At 41.6% G+C, this 14838-nt stretch carries 12 protein-coding genes; all 12 read right to left on the bottom strand.

What is annotated here, in order from left to right:
* Nucleotides 1-94: 94 nt before the first annotated feature.
* The 12 genes from BLP87_RS11020 to recJ all read right to left on the bottom strand — a co-directional run bounded on the left by BLP87_RS11020 (nt 95) and on the right by recJ (nt 14755).
* Complete coding sequence (locus tag BLP87_RS11020) at nt 95-775, bottom strand: 4'-phosphopantetheinyl transferase family protein (protein WP_074462733.1); 681 nt, start codon at nt 773-775, stop codon at nt 95-97.
* A 6-nt stretch (nt 776-781) separates the two neighbouring features.
* Nucleotides 782-2533: an FtsX-like permease family protein gene (locus BLP87_RS11015; RefSeq protein ID WP_074462732.1), complete on the bottom strand. Its 1752-nt coding sequence runs from the start codon at nt 2531-2533 to the stop codon at nt 782-784.
* 5 nt (nt 2534-2538) lie between these two features.
* Entirely contained in the window at nt 2539-3261 is a 723-nt protein-coding gene (locus BLP87_RS11010; RefSeq protein ID WP_074462731.1) for an ABC transporter ATP-binding protein, read from the bottom strand.
* A gap of 35 nt (nt 3262-3296) precedes the next feature.
* Nucleotides 3297-4061 (bottom strand): EFR1 family ferrodoxin, encoded by a 765-nt coding sequence (locus BLP87_RS11005; RefSeq protein ID WP_074462730.1) that lies wholly within the window; start codon nt 4059-4061, stop codon nt 3297-3299.
* Nucleotides 4062-4184: 123 nt separating this feature from the next.
* Nucleotides 4185-4439, bottom strand: a complete 255-nt coding sequence (locus BLP87_RS11000; protein WP_074462729.1) for a TIGR04076 family protein — start codon at nt 4437-4439, stop codon at nt 4185-4187.
* A 171-nt stretch (nt 4440-4610) separates the two neighbouring features.
* On the bottom strand, nt 4611-5324 hold the full coding sequence (locus BLP87_RS10995) for a zinc metallopeptidase (protein ID WP_083334581.1): 714 nt from the start codon (nt 5322-5324) through the stop codon (nt 4611-4613).
* 130 nt (nt 5325-5454) lie between these two features.
* Entirely contained in the window at nt 5455-6426 is a 972-nt protein-coding gene (gene fmt / locus BLP87_RS10990) for a methionyl-tRNA formyltransferase (RefSeq protein WP_074462728.1), read from the bottom strand.
* 2 nt (nt 6427-6428) lie between these two features.
* Nucleotides 6429-6923, bottom strand: a complete 495-nt coding sequence (def, locus tag BLP87_RS10985; RefSeq protein WP_074462727.1) for a peptide deformylase — start codon at nt 6921-6923, stop codon at nt 6429-6431.
* Nucleotides 6924-7104: 181 nt separating this feature from the next.
* The gene (locus tag BLP87_RS10980) at nt 7105-7902 is read right to left on the bottom strand and encodes a PDDEXK family nuclease (RefSeq protein WP_074462726.1); all 798 of its coding nucleotides are present in this window, start codon (nt 7900-7902) and stop codon (nt 7105-7107) included.
* 933 nt (nt 7903-8835) lie between these two features.
* The gene (priA, locus tag BLP87_RS10975) at nt 8836-11094 is read right to left on the bottom strand and encodes a replication restart helicase PriA (protein ID WP_242871856.1); all 2259 of its coding nucleotides are present in this window, start codon (nt 11092-11094) and stop codon (nt 8836-8838) included.
* Nucleotides 11095-11211: 117 nt separating this feature from the next.
* Nucleotides 11212-12696 carry a UDP-N-acetylmuramoyl-L-alanyl-D-glutamate--2,6-diaminopimelate ligase gene (locus BLP87_RS10970; protein ID WP_074462725.1) on the bottom strand — a complete coding sequence of 495 codons (1485 nt, stop codon included), beginning with the start codon at nt 12694-12696 and terminating at the stop codon, nt 11212-11214.
* Between the two features lie 235 nt (nt 12697-12931).
* Nucleotides 12932-14755 (bottom strand): single-stranded-DNA-specific exonuclease RecJ, encoded by a 1824-nt coding sequence (gene recJ, locus BLP87_RS10965; protein ID WP_074462724.1) that lies wholly within the window; start codon nt 14753-14755, stop codon nt 12932-12934.
* Between the last annotated feature and the right edge of the window lie 83 nt (nt 14756-14838).

Below are 14838 nucleotides of genomic sequence, written 5' to 3'. Positions count from 1 at the left end.
TAACATTTTAAAGCCATTTATAAAGGCGGGCACTCACGTGTCCGCCTTTCTGTAGGTGCGCCTAGCGGCGCACATAAAAAGAGCCTCTATCCCATCATATGAGACAGAGGTCTTTAAACTTCACATATTCACTTTCAGTTGGAATACTCGCATCCTGCGAGCAGACACAAAGGCTATACCGCTCATCTATATCATACTTGCAAAAATGATACTCATCGATCCACTCTCCCTTATCGATGAGCCTGTACTTACCGGATTCTTTGACAACGCCAAATTCATCAAGCGGCTTAGAAAGTCCCATTCCAATGCACTTAATGTACGCCTCTTTGAGACTCCATATCTCATAAAAAAGCTTCCTCTTTGCATCGCCTTCACACATGGCAAGTGCGTCTCTTTCTTCCTGTGAAAAAAATCTGTCGGCAATATCCAGACTTCCGCCTTTTATCTCCTGCACATCGATTCCGACAGGACTACCGGCGACCGCGCATACCACATAGTCTCCCGAATGTGAGATATTGAAATGAACACCTCTTTTTCCGACTACATGAGGCTTTCCGTACTTATTTTTTTCCACTCTTATCTCATCTGAAGAAATTTCAAACACCTTAGCTATCGCATATTTGGATAAAAGAATTCCTGCGAGAGCTCTTTTTTTATCCTCAATGAAATGAAATCTCATTATCCTGTCTTTCTGCTCAGGATCTATCTTGGACAAAGCGCATTCAAATTCAGCATCACTTAATTCATTTAGCGCATTTATAACATATACCTGCATATGCGATCACCATTCAGACAAGTACTCCGCTTGCTTTTCTCCCTCGATTATCTTTTTGATCTTTCTTGTAAAGACTGCTCTTACAAGGAAACAGATCAAGTTTAATATAACAAACATATAGACAATCGTAAAACCTGAAACCTGAAACGGCATGTAATCGCCTGTTGCAAATGACGTATTTATCTGTATTTTTCTCGCCGCATATATGCAAATCGGAATCGATAGGAAAAAGATTATATTCGATACGATCAGGTACGGATCAAGAAGTATACTGTTTATCTTCTTATTGTCATATCCAAGCAGGTCAAAAATCAGGATGCTCTCCGTGTTTCCGGACAGTCCTATAAATATCGCAAGGAAGATAAGCAGGCACCCTGTTGCAACGCCGATGCTCTGGTTTATTATCGCGCTCGCTTTGTTGGAAGTCTGATCTCTTGAAAGCGCCTCCATCTTATCTTCATAGAGAGTGCTTGCGCTCTCATCCAATGAAGCATTTGACCAAACACCGTTGTATGCTGCATTATCAACATCCATTAACGCGGCAAGTTTTTCTTTTGAAATGTACATGCTCTTTATGCCGGCATTTCTTGCGAGATTCGTCGCTTCGATTTCAACTGCTCTTCCATTAACCTCGATACTTAATTTGTCTCCGACTTTAATGCCATAGTTCTCGGCAAGTTCAGGATTAAGAACAACGCCCGGTTCGTTTGAAAGGTCGATTTTATTGTGCTTTTTATCATATAGGGAAAAGAGCTCATTATTGCTGTCGGTGCCTATGATGTTGTAGGATATCTTTTCGCCGTCATGATCGATTGCTGCATTATATCTGAGATAATACGAAATATCACCGGCGCTGTCAGGTGGTACTATATCTGTGTTTCCTTCATCTGCAGTACTTTCCTCGGCATTTCTTACCTCATCATACTCAGTCACATAGCTGTATTCTCTTCCTTCGCGCTGCGATCCCATAATCTCTCTGCTACTTAGAAGAAGTGATACGCTAAGAACAAACATGATTCCAAACGTAACAATCGCTGTGACAAGAAGAAACAACTCACTTATATTCTTCAAAGTAAGCTTGTACTTATATCCGCCTTTCATCTTGAAGAATCCGATGAACTTCTCAACAAATCCGGGTTTACCCGCTGAGCTGTCAGCTTTTTTCATAAGGAGTGCGGCTTCCTTATTAGCGGATAATGCATATGCAATAAGAGTCACGATATCTATAAGCGACGCCCATGCAAATGGATAAATGAAAGCCGCAAAGCTTATACCCTTTGAAAGAGACTCCACCATGTAGGTCTTCTTATATGCGGAAATAAGTATGCTTGAGCCGAAAAATCCGGTAAAAGCTCCTATCAGAGCAGTAATCCAAGACACTACACTCAATAAAGTGAAAGTATGTCTTGCTATATCCCAGGTTGTAAATCCAAGCGACTGCAAGAGTCCCACCTTTGCCTGATTCTTCTTTATGGTATTTGTCAAAAAAAGAAATAGTATCAAAAGAAATACAACGATCATCGCAGATGACATATTTCGAATCAGAACTTTATTGATCTCAAGCGCGTTAATAAACTTGAGCTCGTTCTCGGCAAGAGCCGATTGATCAAGGTTTCTGTATATCTTTAAGTTTTTATCAACAGAAAAGTGAACAAAGTAATGTAGAAAGGATGTACCGATCAAAAACAACGACAAAATCGCCATCATTGTTTTTTTTGCCAAAAAATCTTTTTTAATATGCTTATATAATAATTTCATTGTGCTCAAATCCCCCATGCCATTGCGTCAGGCTCAATGATCTCATCGTTCATGTAATCGTTTATGATATTTCCGTCTTCGAGCACCAGCACCCTGTCGGCTGTCTTTGCTATTTCTCTGTTATGTGTGGTAAAAAAGATCGTGGTTCCGAATTTCTTTTTTATCTCATGAAGGAGCTTAACGATATTGATGCTGTTATCCTTATCAAGCGCTCCCGTTGCTTCATCGCAGAACAAGATCTCAGGATTTTTTGCAACAGCTCTTGCAATGCAGACTCTCTGTTGTTCGCCTCCCGAAAGCTTATACGGGTACTCGTCAAGATACTTATCTATTCCAAGAAGTGCGCTTAGTTTCTCAATTTCACTCATATCAGTTTTATCATGTTCATAAACATCTCTTTTCTCCGCTCCAAGGAAAATATTCTCCCTGACAGTGAGATTCGGAAGAAGCATATAGTGCTGGAAAACAAAGCCTATCTTGTCTCTTCGGAGGTTAGCGATTTCTCTCTTTGAGTAACGCGTAATACTTTTGCCGTTGTAAAGAACTTCTCCATTTGTAGGTGTAAGTATTGTTGAAAGGACATTAAGAAGCGTCGACTTTCCCGATCCGCTGTGTCCCAAGATTGCGATAAAATGACCTTTTTCGATTGAAAGGCTCACCTCATTAAGTACATTTCTTTCATCGAACTTCTTGCTTATTGATTTTGCTTCAAGAATTATATTTCCCATGACTGTCTCCTCTTTTCTTACTGCTGCCTTATAATTCAGTTACAAAACTTCTCATACGCTGTCTGCTCAACAACCCTGTTTCCCAGAAGTGTAATTGCCTGCGCAGGGCAATGACTGATACATCTGTAGCACATGGTGCACTTGCCCTGCGGCACCGGTTTACCGCCTGATTGCTGCACAAGATTGTCCATTGGACATTCATTGACGCAAAGTCCGCATCCGACGCACGCATCACTGATATTTAATTTATTTGAGTATTTTAAAGTTTCTTTGTAAAACCACAATCGCTGGCCGAAAAGTCCGGCGATATGATCGTAGAAATGAAGCCCCTCCTTGGGATACTTACCGCTTTTGACATTATTTGCCCATAATTTGATCTTTTCATCAGCTTGTCTTACTATCTGCTTATTTGCTTCTTGCGTCTTTTTAAGAAGCTTACTGTCACATACTGAATCAGGCATCTTGATCTGCAGTCCGCCTGTCACCGCTGCGCCGTACTTCTTAAAAAGTCTTGCGGTACAGCCTGTTCCGTCACCGCTGAAAGCTCCCATGGTATTTATGCAAAAGATTCTTTTGCCCCTCCATAAAGCTTCGTTATTCCTGATAAAATCGCGCACCATTAAAGGTGCATTTGAAAACTGCGTAGGATAACCTACAACAATATCCGTCTCTTTCTTTATTTCTTCAATAACTTGTGGATTTTCAATCGGAAAAGTCCTGCCGTTTTCATCAAGTAACTGCACAAACTTTTCCACACAGTGCTTAGAATTGCCTGTTCCGCTTAGATAAATACCGATCATTTCCCCCTACCTCCCTGTTAAACAACACAAAATATATTTTAGCAGGGTAACGTAGTGAATTGCAACTCTTTAATGCCGGCGGCATCAAACACCTCTTATTTGCAGCCGACGGCACTATATATTTTACTCAATACTCTCTATCATAAATTTGACCGTCTCACCGCAGTCTGTGCACTGGTACGGTCCGGGTCTTAAATTTCCGCCTCTTCTAAACGCATAGACAAAGGGATAAATTGCATTCATCGCAACCATGCAAACATTGTCGCTTTTCTCTTTATCAAGCAGACTTCCCTCGAAACAAATCACGTCCCCAACTTTATACTTTGGGCAATGGCTCTCGATCACGGTAACTTTTACTTTATTATCTGTATAATTCATGTCTGTTCCTCCCGGTTAATTTTTAGATAATATGTAAAAAATCACCATGGCAAATCTGCTTTATACCGATCTGCCATGGTACTAATAAAAAGAATTTCGCTCGCGAAATGCTAGCGCGCGAGCGGTAATGCGACGCAATTATATACCATTCCGCAAGCTGCGCATACAATATCAGTCTCTCCTTCTGCCGTTCAAGAGAACAAGTCTGAGGAGCTGTACTACTGCTGCCGCTGCGCTTGCAACATATGTCATTGCAGCCGCGGAAAGGACTTTTCTTGAGTCCTTAACTTCCTCGTATCCGAGAATTCCGTACTCTTCAAGCATTACAAGTGCTCTGTGAGAAGCATCAAATTCTACGGGAAGTGTCACAAGCTGGAATAAAACAGCAAGTGAAAATACCCAGATACCCAATGTTATAAGAGGCGGTAAACTCACAAGCATTCCAAGGAAGATAAGCGGAATTCCTGCTTTCGAACCGATATTTGCGGCAGGAACTATCGCTGTTCTTATCTTAAGCGGAACATATCCGTAGTAATGCTGGCAGACGTGTCCGCACTCATGCGCCGCAACGCCTATCGCCGCAACACTCGGCGAATTGTATGTCGCATCGGAAAGGCGAATAACTTTTGCCTTCGGATCATAGTGATCTGTCAGATTGCCGCTGACATGCTGTATCATAACATCGGTAATTCCGTTTCTTCTAAGAATCTCAGCCGCAACCTGAGCACCTGTCATACCACTCATACTGCGGATTCTCTCATATTTCTTGTATACGGATGAAACCCTGTGGCTTGCGATAAGACACAATATGCCCATTATTATCACAAGAAAATACATAGGATCAAATCCATATCCATACATCATTCTTCCATAACCGTAACCCATATAACTCACCTCCGATTCCGGTATACTGTCATCCAATCACTATGCATTGCATCTACTACAGTAAAAATCTGCCGTCTATCATAAATGCTCTGCTAAGATCATATAGACTAATTCTTATTAAATCATATTATCAACGCATCTGGAAACTTGTCCCGATCTCTACTTTGTTTCCAAGCAAAAAATCTTTCACAAGCATTCTCTTTTTGCCTTCAAGCTGAACTTCTTTTAAAACCAAAGTTCCTTTTCCGGTCGCTACTCCGACAGCATCTTTTGTGACAAAAGAAACTGTACCTGGCGCAGCATTCTTCAGAACTTCGACGTTTCCCGCAATTTCTTTTACATTCTTATCATCAATAGCGTCAGCGGACCAGATCTTGAGCATCTTGCCATCAAGACGGGTATAAGCGCTGGGCCAAGGATTAAGACCTCTTACGAGGTTCCTTATTGTAACTGCGCTCTTATTAAAATCTATTTTTCCCATGTTCTTGGAAAGCTTACCGCACTTCGTCGCAAGTTTTTCATCCTGAGGAACAGGAGTAAGCTCGCCACGCTCTATCTTTGGAAGTGCCTCTGCAATAAGCTCGGCGCCAAGTTCCGACAACTTATCGAACAGGCCGCCACCTGTCTCATTGTCATCTATAGGTATTTCTCTCTGAAGGAGAATATCGCCTGTGTCCATGCCTGCTGCCATCTGCATGATCGTGACGCCGGTTGTTTTCTCGCCGTCAATAATCGCCTGCTGGATAGGCGCAGCTCCCCTGTACTTGGGAAGAAGCGATGCATGAATATTGACGCATCCAAACTTTGGAATATCAAGTATTTCCTGTGAAAGAATCTGTCCAAAAGCTGCAACAACGTATATATCAGCCTCATAGTTTTTTAAATAGGCGACATTTTCGGGAAGCTTTATCCTTTCAGGCTGAAACACAGGAAAACCATGCTTTAAAGCGCATGCCTTAACATCAGAAACCTGAAGTTCTCCGCTTCTGCCCTTCGGCTTATCGGGCTGCGTAACCACCAAGGTGATTTCATGCCCCGCTTCAACAATTTTTTCCAAAGCACTCGCCGCAAAATCGGGCGTGCCCATAAAAATTATTTTCATAATTACGCGTCCTCATTTTCAGCTGCGAGATCTTCGTTATTTACAAGCTCACCCTCAACTTTTTCAACATACATATGTCCGTCAAGGTGATCGTTCTCGTGAAGAATCGCTCTGGCAAGAAGCTCCTCACCTTCTATAATAAACTCTTCGCCTTCAAGATTGATTGCCTTAGCCTTTACATAATTAGGTCTTGTGACAATTCCTGATTTTCCGGGAAGTGAAAGGCATCCCTCATATCCCGTCTGCTCTCCGCTTGTCTCAAGTATCTCGGGATTGATAAATACTATCGGTGAATCGCCCTCCGGTGAAACATCTATAACAAATACTCTTTTGAGTATCCCAACCTGCGGAGCAGCAAGTCCCACACCGTTTGCCTCATACATTGTATCGATCATATCCTGTACAAGTTCTTTTATCCTGGGTGTGATTTCTTTTACTTCTTTGCAACGGCTCGCAAGTACATTGTCGCCGTATTCTCTTATAGTTCTAAGTGCCATTCCGGTCTCCTTTAATTCATCTTTTTTCAGAATATCAAACGTTACTGCATTCTTGCTTATTATAAAACGCTACCACACTATTATCAAATTATTTTAAATAGTACTGCTGCTATGACGTTTCCGAAATAACTTGTCAAAACTATTTTGGAAACTCACTTTTAAAATTCACGCTACAAGGGCGCTATAAAAATAGATTTTTTAACATTTGTCTTATTCCATTTATATCAAGCGGAGTATCGACAGTTTCATAAGTAAACAACAGATTTTTTCCGATATATATCCCATTAGCTCTGTAAATATCAAGCTTATACATGTTTTCTTTTCTATACTCCTCATCATCTAACAGACCAAAATGCTCAAGATATATCTCTTCTCTCGTACTCACTTTTAATATTGTAAAATCAGGAAATCTCACATTTCCATCTTTTAATCTCAAGGGATATTCATAGTGATACGGAATTCCCATCTCAAAAAGCATATCTGCAATAATCGCTTCGGATTTAGATCGTACTTTTTCACCTTTTCTTGTGTCATATATTTTGTTTTCTATTCGATATGGATTTGTTTTGAATGTTCTAGACTGCCATTCATGGGCAAATTGATCATCAGATAAAATGTATGGTCTTATTAGATTCTGTCTACCTTCTGACAAGTTTTCATACACAGATTCACAATATGATTTTCTGTATTTTAATAGTAATTTTTCCAGTAGTTTTTGTTCTTCCCTTGCTTTTATCAGAAATTTCTCATTGTAGTCCTTCTGCGCAAGGCTCTTGATAAGATGAAGTTGTTTCGTTTTATGAAGATACTCACCGTTTGTATCATTCTTTTCTTGAACTTCATAATATCGAACTCTTCCGCTGCTCTTACTTGTTCGTAGTCTTCCCTCAGGGAAACGTCCTTCCTCTTTCTCTGCAAGTTTTATTGCCCGCTTTATACACTCAATACGTGCATTCAAAACCTCTGCTACATTATACAATTTGTTTTTCCTCGTCTTTCTTTTTTATTTGCTCATGTAATCGATTATTCCGTCATAATTGACTAAATCTGCGATTTTTCTTGCTCTTAGTCAATCTCTAACTGATTCCTCAGCTTCTTTAAATGCGAATTTCCTCGCGGTGTTGACTAAATCTGCATTTTTCCTTGCTCTTAGTCAATCTCTAGCTGATTTCGTCACTTCTTTGAAAGAGAATTTCCTCGCGGCATTGACTAAATCTGCTCTTTTCCTCCCTCTTAGTCAATCTCTAGCTGATTTCTCAGCTTCTTTGAAAGCGAATCCCCTCGCTGCGTTGACTAAATCCGCTCTTTTCCTTGCTCTTAGTCAATCTCTAGCTGATTTCACCTCTTCTTTGATAACGTTTTTCCTCGCTGCGTTGACTAAATCCGCTCTTTTTCTCCCTCTTAGTCAATCTTCCCTGAAAACCGCCGTTTTAACTCAATTCAGTTCTTCCACAAAGAAGGATTTCCTCCCCGCTTGATCCAAATCAATAACATAAAGTGAAATTACTACTAAGACTGATGAGCACTATTCATGCACTCATACTACCGATACCAAGCCCATATAGCCGCCCCCCTGCATGCAGAGCGTCAATATACCTTAGTCATTACGCTTTTAGCCTCTTCCAATAAAAGACCTACGCTATTAGAATTTCTCTGAAAATCATCACTTGAAATGATGATTCACATTATCAGACATTTTTCTGAATAAATAGCAAGATAATACTATATTTCGGTCAACGATAAATCTCATGACACAATCAAGAACATCATGCAAAGTGCATTTTAATCCATCACCAAAATAATTGCAAGAAAAAGAGTTGTTTCGCATATCTCCGCTAATCTTTACCACTCTTGAAGCGCCTGAAACTCTTTACTACTCTTGAAGCGCTTTGCGCGCAGATGCGCGCAAGCCTCAATACCCATTAACCGGATCAAAGTCAAACTGCACGGAAACAGTCTTAAGCTTGCCGGCGTCCTGAAGATCTTTGATGTACTTCTCAAGGGCATCCTTAAGAAATACCAGTCCGTCGTAGTCATCAAGTTTAACATAGACTGCGAATCTGTATATATCATTTATCTTGCCGATTGTGGCAAGTGCAGGTCCGATAAATACTGCATTTTGAATCTGCTGCTGTTCCATCAGGGCACGCAGCCTGTTTGAAAATGCCATTCCCTCTTCTTCATCCCTGCTCTGGATCTGAACCGACATCATATGAGAGATAGGCGGATATCTCAGAATGTCCCTATATGCGATCTCTTCCGTATAGAAAGCCTCATAATCCTGCTTTGCGGCAGTAAGGATACTGTAATGGTCGGGCTGATAACTCTGTATCACTACATTTCCCGCTCTCTCTCCACGTCCGGCTCTACCCGCGGCCTGCGTAAGAAGCTGGAAAGTCCTCTCGCTCGCCCTGTAGTCCGAAGCATAAAGTGACATATCTGCGGCAAGAACGCCGACAAGCGTTACATTCGGAAAATCATGTCCCTTTACGATCATCTGCGTTCCGACAAGTACATCCGCTTCTTTGTTTGCAAAAGCAGACAAAATCTTCTCATAACTTCCCTTTGTCCTTGTAGTATCAGCGTCCATTCTAAGAACACGCGCATTCGGCCAGAATTTTTTCACTTCATCTTCAATCTGCTGTGTTCCTGCCCTAAACGATGACACAAACTTGGAACCACACTTGGGACATATCTTCTTAACAGGCTCTTCATAGCCGCAGTAGTGGCAGACAAGCCTTCCGCCCCTGTGCTCTGACAAAGAAACATCGCAGTGAGGGCATTTAAACACATGACCACAAGACCTGCAGGAAACAAATCCCGCAAGCCCTCGCCTGTTAATAAAGAGCATCGCCTGCTCTCCCTTTTTTATCCTGTCATCAAGAAGTTCCTGTAATCTTAAGGAAAAAATAGATCTGTTTCCTTTTCTCAGTTCTTCTCTTAAATCTGCTATCTCAACGGTAGGAAGCGTTCCTCCCGTAAGTCTCTTCGTAAGTTCAAAAAGCTTGTATTCTCCGCTTCTTGCCTTGTAATATGCTTCAAGAGAAGGCGTCGCGCTTCCGAGTACCACACACGCACCACCCGGAACAAGCTTTGCAAGCTCAATCGCAGTCTCCCTTGCATGATACTTAGGCATCGTCTCACTCTTATAAGTAGTCTCATGCTCTTCGTCAATTATGATTATTCCCGTATTGGGAAATGGTGTAAAAAGAGCCGATCTTGGACCGATGATTATATCAATATCACCTGTCCTTGCTCTCTCCATCTGATCAAATTTCTCGCCCGGAGACATAGAGGAATTGACTACGGATACCCTGTCTCCAAAGTGCCTGTAAAAGCGCATAAGCGTCTGGTACGTAAGCGCGATCTCAGGGATAAGAACTATCGCCTGTCTGCCTTTTTTTACTATGGCATCTATAAGTGCTATGTAAACTTCCGTCTTACCGCTTCCTGTTATCCCGTGGATCAGGTAAGTTTCTCTTTTGCCCTCGTCATAATCACGTACCACGCTGTCTACAATGTTCTGCTGCTCGTCACTTAGAACCTTCTGCCCGTAGCGCGTAGTTTCTGCAGCGACAGGATTTCTGAAATATTCTTCGCTGTCAATCCTGATGATTCCTTTATCAGAAAGACTCTTAAGTGTTGCCGAAGTGACGTTTAACTTACTTGTGATAAGTTCATACGGAATCCTGTCACCGGGATTATCGAGAAGTTCTTTTAATATTCTCTCCCTTGCAGTCTGCTTCTTTCTAGCGCACTCATAGTAATACTCCGTTGCTTCCCTCTCGGGTAATCTGAGCGAAACATACTTATGAACCTGCCTGTTCTGCTTCTTTCCCGAAGGAATGACTGTGCGAAGGGCTGCATTCATGGTCGATCCGTAATGTCTCTTCATCCAGGCCGCAAGCTTCATTGAAAGATCTTCAGCCGAGACCGTGTCTTCGGCCACATCAAGGATTTCTTTTATCTTGTCGACTTCCCACTGCGGCTCGTCGGTAAGTTCAATGACGTAACCTTTTCTTACATTGTTACCTCGCCCGAAAGGAATATTCACGGGACTTCCGACATCCACTCTGCCCATCAGCCTGTCGGGAATGCGATATTGAAAGGGTCTGTCAACCTTCTCATGCGATATGTCTACTATTACATTAGCGTATATATAATCGGCCACAGCCCCTCCTTCTTCACAATTTGTTTAATAGTAACTTGCTGTGCGCCGATGCGTGCAGGCTTCTGCTTGCACGCATCGGTCGCATCCATTAAATTAGTTTAGTGAACTAAACTAATTTTATTGCTCGTCCAATATCTCCTGAATTAATTCTCTTTCATCCATATGATATTTTACGCCTTTGATTTCCTGATAATCTTCATGGCCTTTTCCGGCAAGAACAATAATGTCTCCCTTTTCGCCATTCTCGATCACATAGCGGATTGCCTCTTTTCTGTCGGTTATCTTGATATATTTTCCGTCAGTCTTCTTCATACCTGTCTCGATATCATCGATGATTGCTTCAGGCTCTTCGAATCTCGGATTATCCGATGTAATAACCGTAAAGTCAGCATATTTTCCACTAACTTCGCCCATCTCAAAACGTCTGTATCTGCTTCTGTTTCCACCGCATCCAAAGAGGCATATAAGTCTGTTTGGATGATAGTCCTTAAGTGTTGTCAAAAGGCTCTTGAGCGCCATTGCGTTGTGAGCATAGTCGATCATGAGTGTAAAGTCATCGGAAACCTTTACCATTTCAATTCTGCCCTTTACCTTAGCTTCTTTAAGAGCAGGCGCGATCTCCTCAGGAGTGCAGCCAAAGTGCCTTGCCACAGCTATCGCACAAAGTGCGTTATAAACACTGAACTTACCGGGAGTTCTGATCTCGGCATGCATGTTTATAAGACCGTCGGTATCAAAGAACACACCAAGCTGTCCGGGCTTATGTATATATGCCAGATTTATCGCTCTAATATCTGCACCCTCTGAAAAGCCGTATTTCTCAACTTCGCAGGTATGACCTTCAAGTATATCCTCTGTATGGGGATCGTCGGCGTTACATATACCTACTTTACACTGCTTGAACAAAAGACCTTTGCAATGCATATAATCTTCGAAATCCTTGTGCTCGTTAGGTCCGATATGATCGGGTTCTATATTTGTAAAAATACCCATATCAAAGACAAATCCCTGGCTTCTGTGAAGCATAAGTCCCTGTGATGAAACTTCCATAACAACGCTGTCGCATCCTGCTTCAACCATCTTGGACATATAATACTGAAGCATATATGACTCAGGTGTTGTATTCTCGGCATGGATATGCTCGTCACCAATTATGACTTCGATTGTTCCGATAAGACCTACTTTATGGCCCGCATTCTGAAGCATATCTCTTATAAGATATGTTGTTGTTGTCTTTCCTTTTGTTCCTGTTATTCCAATGGTCTTAAGTTTCTTTGCGGGATGTCCGAAGTATGCCGCTGAAATAAATGCCATCGCATATCTTGTATCTTCCACACGAACTACAGGCATCTCACAGCCCTCGGGAAGTTCAACATCATGGCAGACAACTATGGCGCCTGCTTTCTTTTCAGCAGCTTCTGCGGCACATGAATGTCCGTCAAAATTTGCTCCCTGGATACACAGGAATAAAGATCCTTCCGTAATCTTTCTGTTGTCATTTACAACATCTTTGATCTCTACATCCGCCGGATTAACGGTATTTCCTGAGTTTCCGGCAGTTACGTTAAATGTAAGTCCCTCTAATAATTCACTTAAAAGCATATTCAACCCTCCATTTGCTTTACTAAAATTATCTCTAAAATAAGAAAGTTTAATTATCGTTTTTAGCTTAAAAAGATTAATTCTAATTTTTTATATTTTCGACACAATTTGTTCATAATTTTAGTATATGATTAATAACATAGAAGTGAGTTGTTAATTCAACTCGCTATCTCCCCCTCATAAGAAACCGCAAACACACGCTTCGCGTGTGTTTTTGTGGTTTATGCAGAACACTTCATGTAAAGTCATTCATAATTATCTGAATACTTTCCCGTCCCTGATAAGTATTTATATCAGGCTGATACGCGATACTGACTTTCATTGTTCCGTCTGTTGTACCGCTGTACAGATTTTCCACATTACTTTCACCATATTTATCTTTGAGGAAATCATGCCATCTTTCCATATCACCAAAAAACAACATGTCATATAACTTACCGCCTTCATCGGTGACTCTGTATTTGCCGCAATTTTTATTCTTGCCCATTATACGTCCCGATAAAAGAGATACGTCTCTTTGTGCAAATAAAGGCTTTGAATTGCCGGTTCCAAAAGGCTCCAATATAGAAAACTCTTTTACAAGATCCATATCTATATATTTAAGCGGCATTACCATATCAAGGTGAAGTACGGGAACAAAATCCTCTTCACTAAGATCACAGTTCTCATTCAGCTTCGTTCTGAGGATCTCTATATTCTCCTCAGGAAGAGAAAGACCTGCCGCCATCTTATGACCCCCAAACTTGGTAAAAAGCTCCTTGCAGCGGGATAATTCCTCGTACATATCATAGCTTTCGATAGAACGTCCCGAACCTTTTGCACCGCCATCTGCCGCCTTTGTAAGGACTATTGTGGGTCTGTAATACTTCTCTTTGATCTTACCTGCAATAATTCCCGCGATAGACTCGTGAACTTCGGGAAGATACAAAACGATCACCTTAGGCATACCGTTTTTCTCAATTTCCTTCTCAACGAATGAAGTGGCTTCCGCAGTTCCGCTCTTGGTCATATCTTTTCTGCTGTCGTTAAGACTCTTTAAATCTCCTGCGATAATAGCCGCCTCCGCAGCATCTTCCTCAAGAAAAAGAGACAGCGCCCTTGTTGCAAGATCAAGTCTTCCCGTCGCGTTAAGACAAGGTCCTATAACAAATCCGTAGTGATATCCGGTCATGTTATATGCATCCAGCCCGTTAACGTCTATAAGAGCTTTTAAGCCCTTATTGTCGGTCATAGGGATACGCTTAAGAGATTCTCTGACTATAACCCTGTTTTCGTCCTTGAGCTCCATTACGTCGCATACAGTGGCTATTCCTGCAAAGATAAGCTTCTGGTAAAAGAACTGTTCTCTTTCTTCCTCAGAAGGTCCTTCACCTTTTTCAAGCTCCGACATAGCTTCAAGGAACTTATATGCAACAACCGCTCCGCAGATTTCCTTGAAAGGATAATCGCCCTCCGATCTCTTCGGATCTATCACGGCATCCGCATGAGGAAGTATCTCTTTTTTTGATTCATCCTCTCCAAGCTCAAACGGAACTTCGTGATGATCGGTAACAACAACCGTCATCCCCTTTTCCTTTGCATGTGCTATCTGTTCAGCTGCCGCAATTCCGTTGTCACAGGTAATTATGGTATCAATTCCGGCTTCATAAGCCTCATCGACAAGCTTAATACTAAGCCCGTAACCGTCTTTAATCCTGTCGGGAAGAACACAGTCAACCTCAGCGCCAAAGAGCTTTAATCCGGATACCAGAATGTATGAGGAACAGATTCCGTCCACATCATAGTCTCCGATAACTCTTATGCTCTTATTATCGCGTATCTTATTGAGGATAATCCTTGCACCCTGCTCCATGTCCTTCATCAAAAAAGGATCGTGGAGAAAAGAGATATCTCCGTTTATATAGGTCTTAACCGCTTCCTCGTTACACTGAATATTCTCTTTTGTCCTGTCTGTGATAAGCCTGTTGGCTATCAGTCTCGCAGTTATGTTTTTTATGGAGAATTCGCGGGCCAGCCCGTCAAAATCCGCCTTCTTATTTGCTATCATCCATTTTGCCATATCAAACTCCGTATATATATATTAAAAAAGGCTTATGAGTTGGTAATAAATGCTGTGAAAAAAGGTAATACTACCCCCTAAGC

It is taken from the genome of Butyrivibrio hungatei (assembly GCF_900101605.1).
Lineage (GTDB): Bacteria > Bacillota > Clostridia > Lachnospirales > Lachnospiraceae > Butyrivibrio > Butyrivibrio hungatei_B.
The sequence above is the reverse complement of the archived record's forward strand: the minus strand, read 5'-3'. Positions and strand labels throughout refer to the sequence as shown.

What these genes read in the sequence shown, in the direction of transcription:
- BLP87_RS11005 (WP_074462730.1), bottom strand. Translation starts at nt 4,061, where the DNA reads ATGATCGGTATTTATCTAAGCGGAACAGGCAATTCTAAGCACTGTGTG.
- fmt (WP_074462728.1), bottom strand. Translation starts at nt 6,426, where the DNA reads ATGAAAATAATTTTTATGGGCACGCCCGATTTTGCGGCGAGTGCTTTG.
- BLP87_RS11000 (WP_074462729.1), bottom strand. Translation starts at nt 4,439, where the DNA reads ATGAATTATACAGATAATAAAGTAAAAGTTACCGTGATCGAGAGCCAT.
- def (WP_074462727.1), bottom strand. Translation starts at nt 6,923, where the DNA reads ATGGCACTTAGAACTATAAGAGAATACGGCGACAATGTACTTGCGAGC.
- recJ (WP_074462724.1), bottom strand. Translation starts at nt 14,755, where the DNA reads ATGGCAAAATGGATGATAGCAAATAAGAAGGCGGATTTTGACGGGCTG.
- BLP87_RS10995 (WP_083334581.1), bottom strand. Translation starts at nt 5,324, where the DNA reads ATGGGTTACGGTTATGGAAGAATGATGTATGGATATGGATTTGATCCT.
- BLP87_RS10970 (WP_074462725.1), bottom strand. Translation starts at nt 12,696, where the DNA reads ATGCTTTTAAGTGAATTATTAGAGGGACTTACATTTAACGTAACTGCC.
- BLP87_RS11020 (WP_074462733.1), bottom strand. Translation starts at nt 775, where the DNA reads ATGCAGGTATATGTTATAAATGCGCTAAATGAATTAAGTGATGCTGAA.
- BLP87_RS11015 (WP_074462732.1), bottom strand. Translation starts at nt 2,533, where the DNA reads ATGAAATTATTATATAAGCATATTAAAAAAGATTTTTTGGCAAAAAAA.
- BLP87_RS11010 (WP_074462731.1), bottom strand. Translation starts at nt 3,261, where the DNA reads ATGGGAAATATAATTCTTGAAGCAAAATCAATAAGCAAGAAGTTCGAT.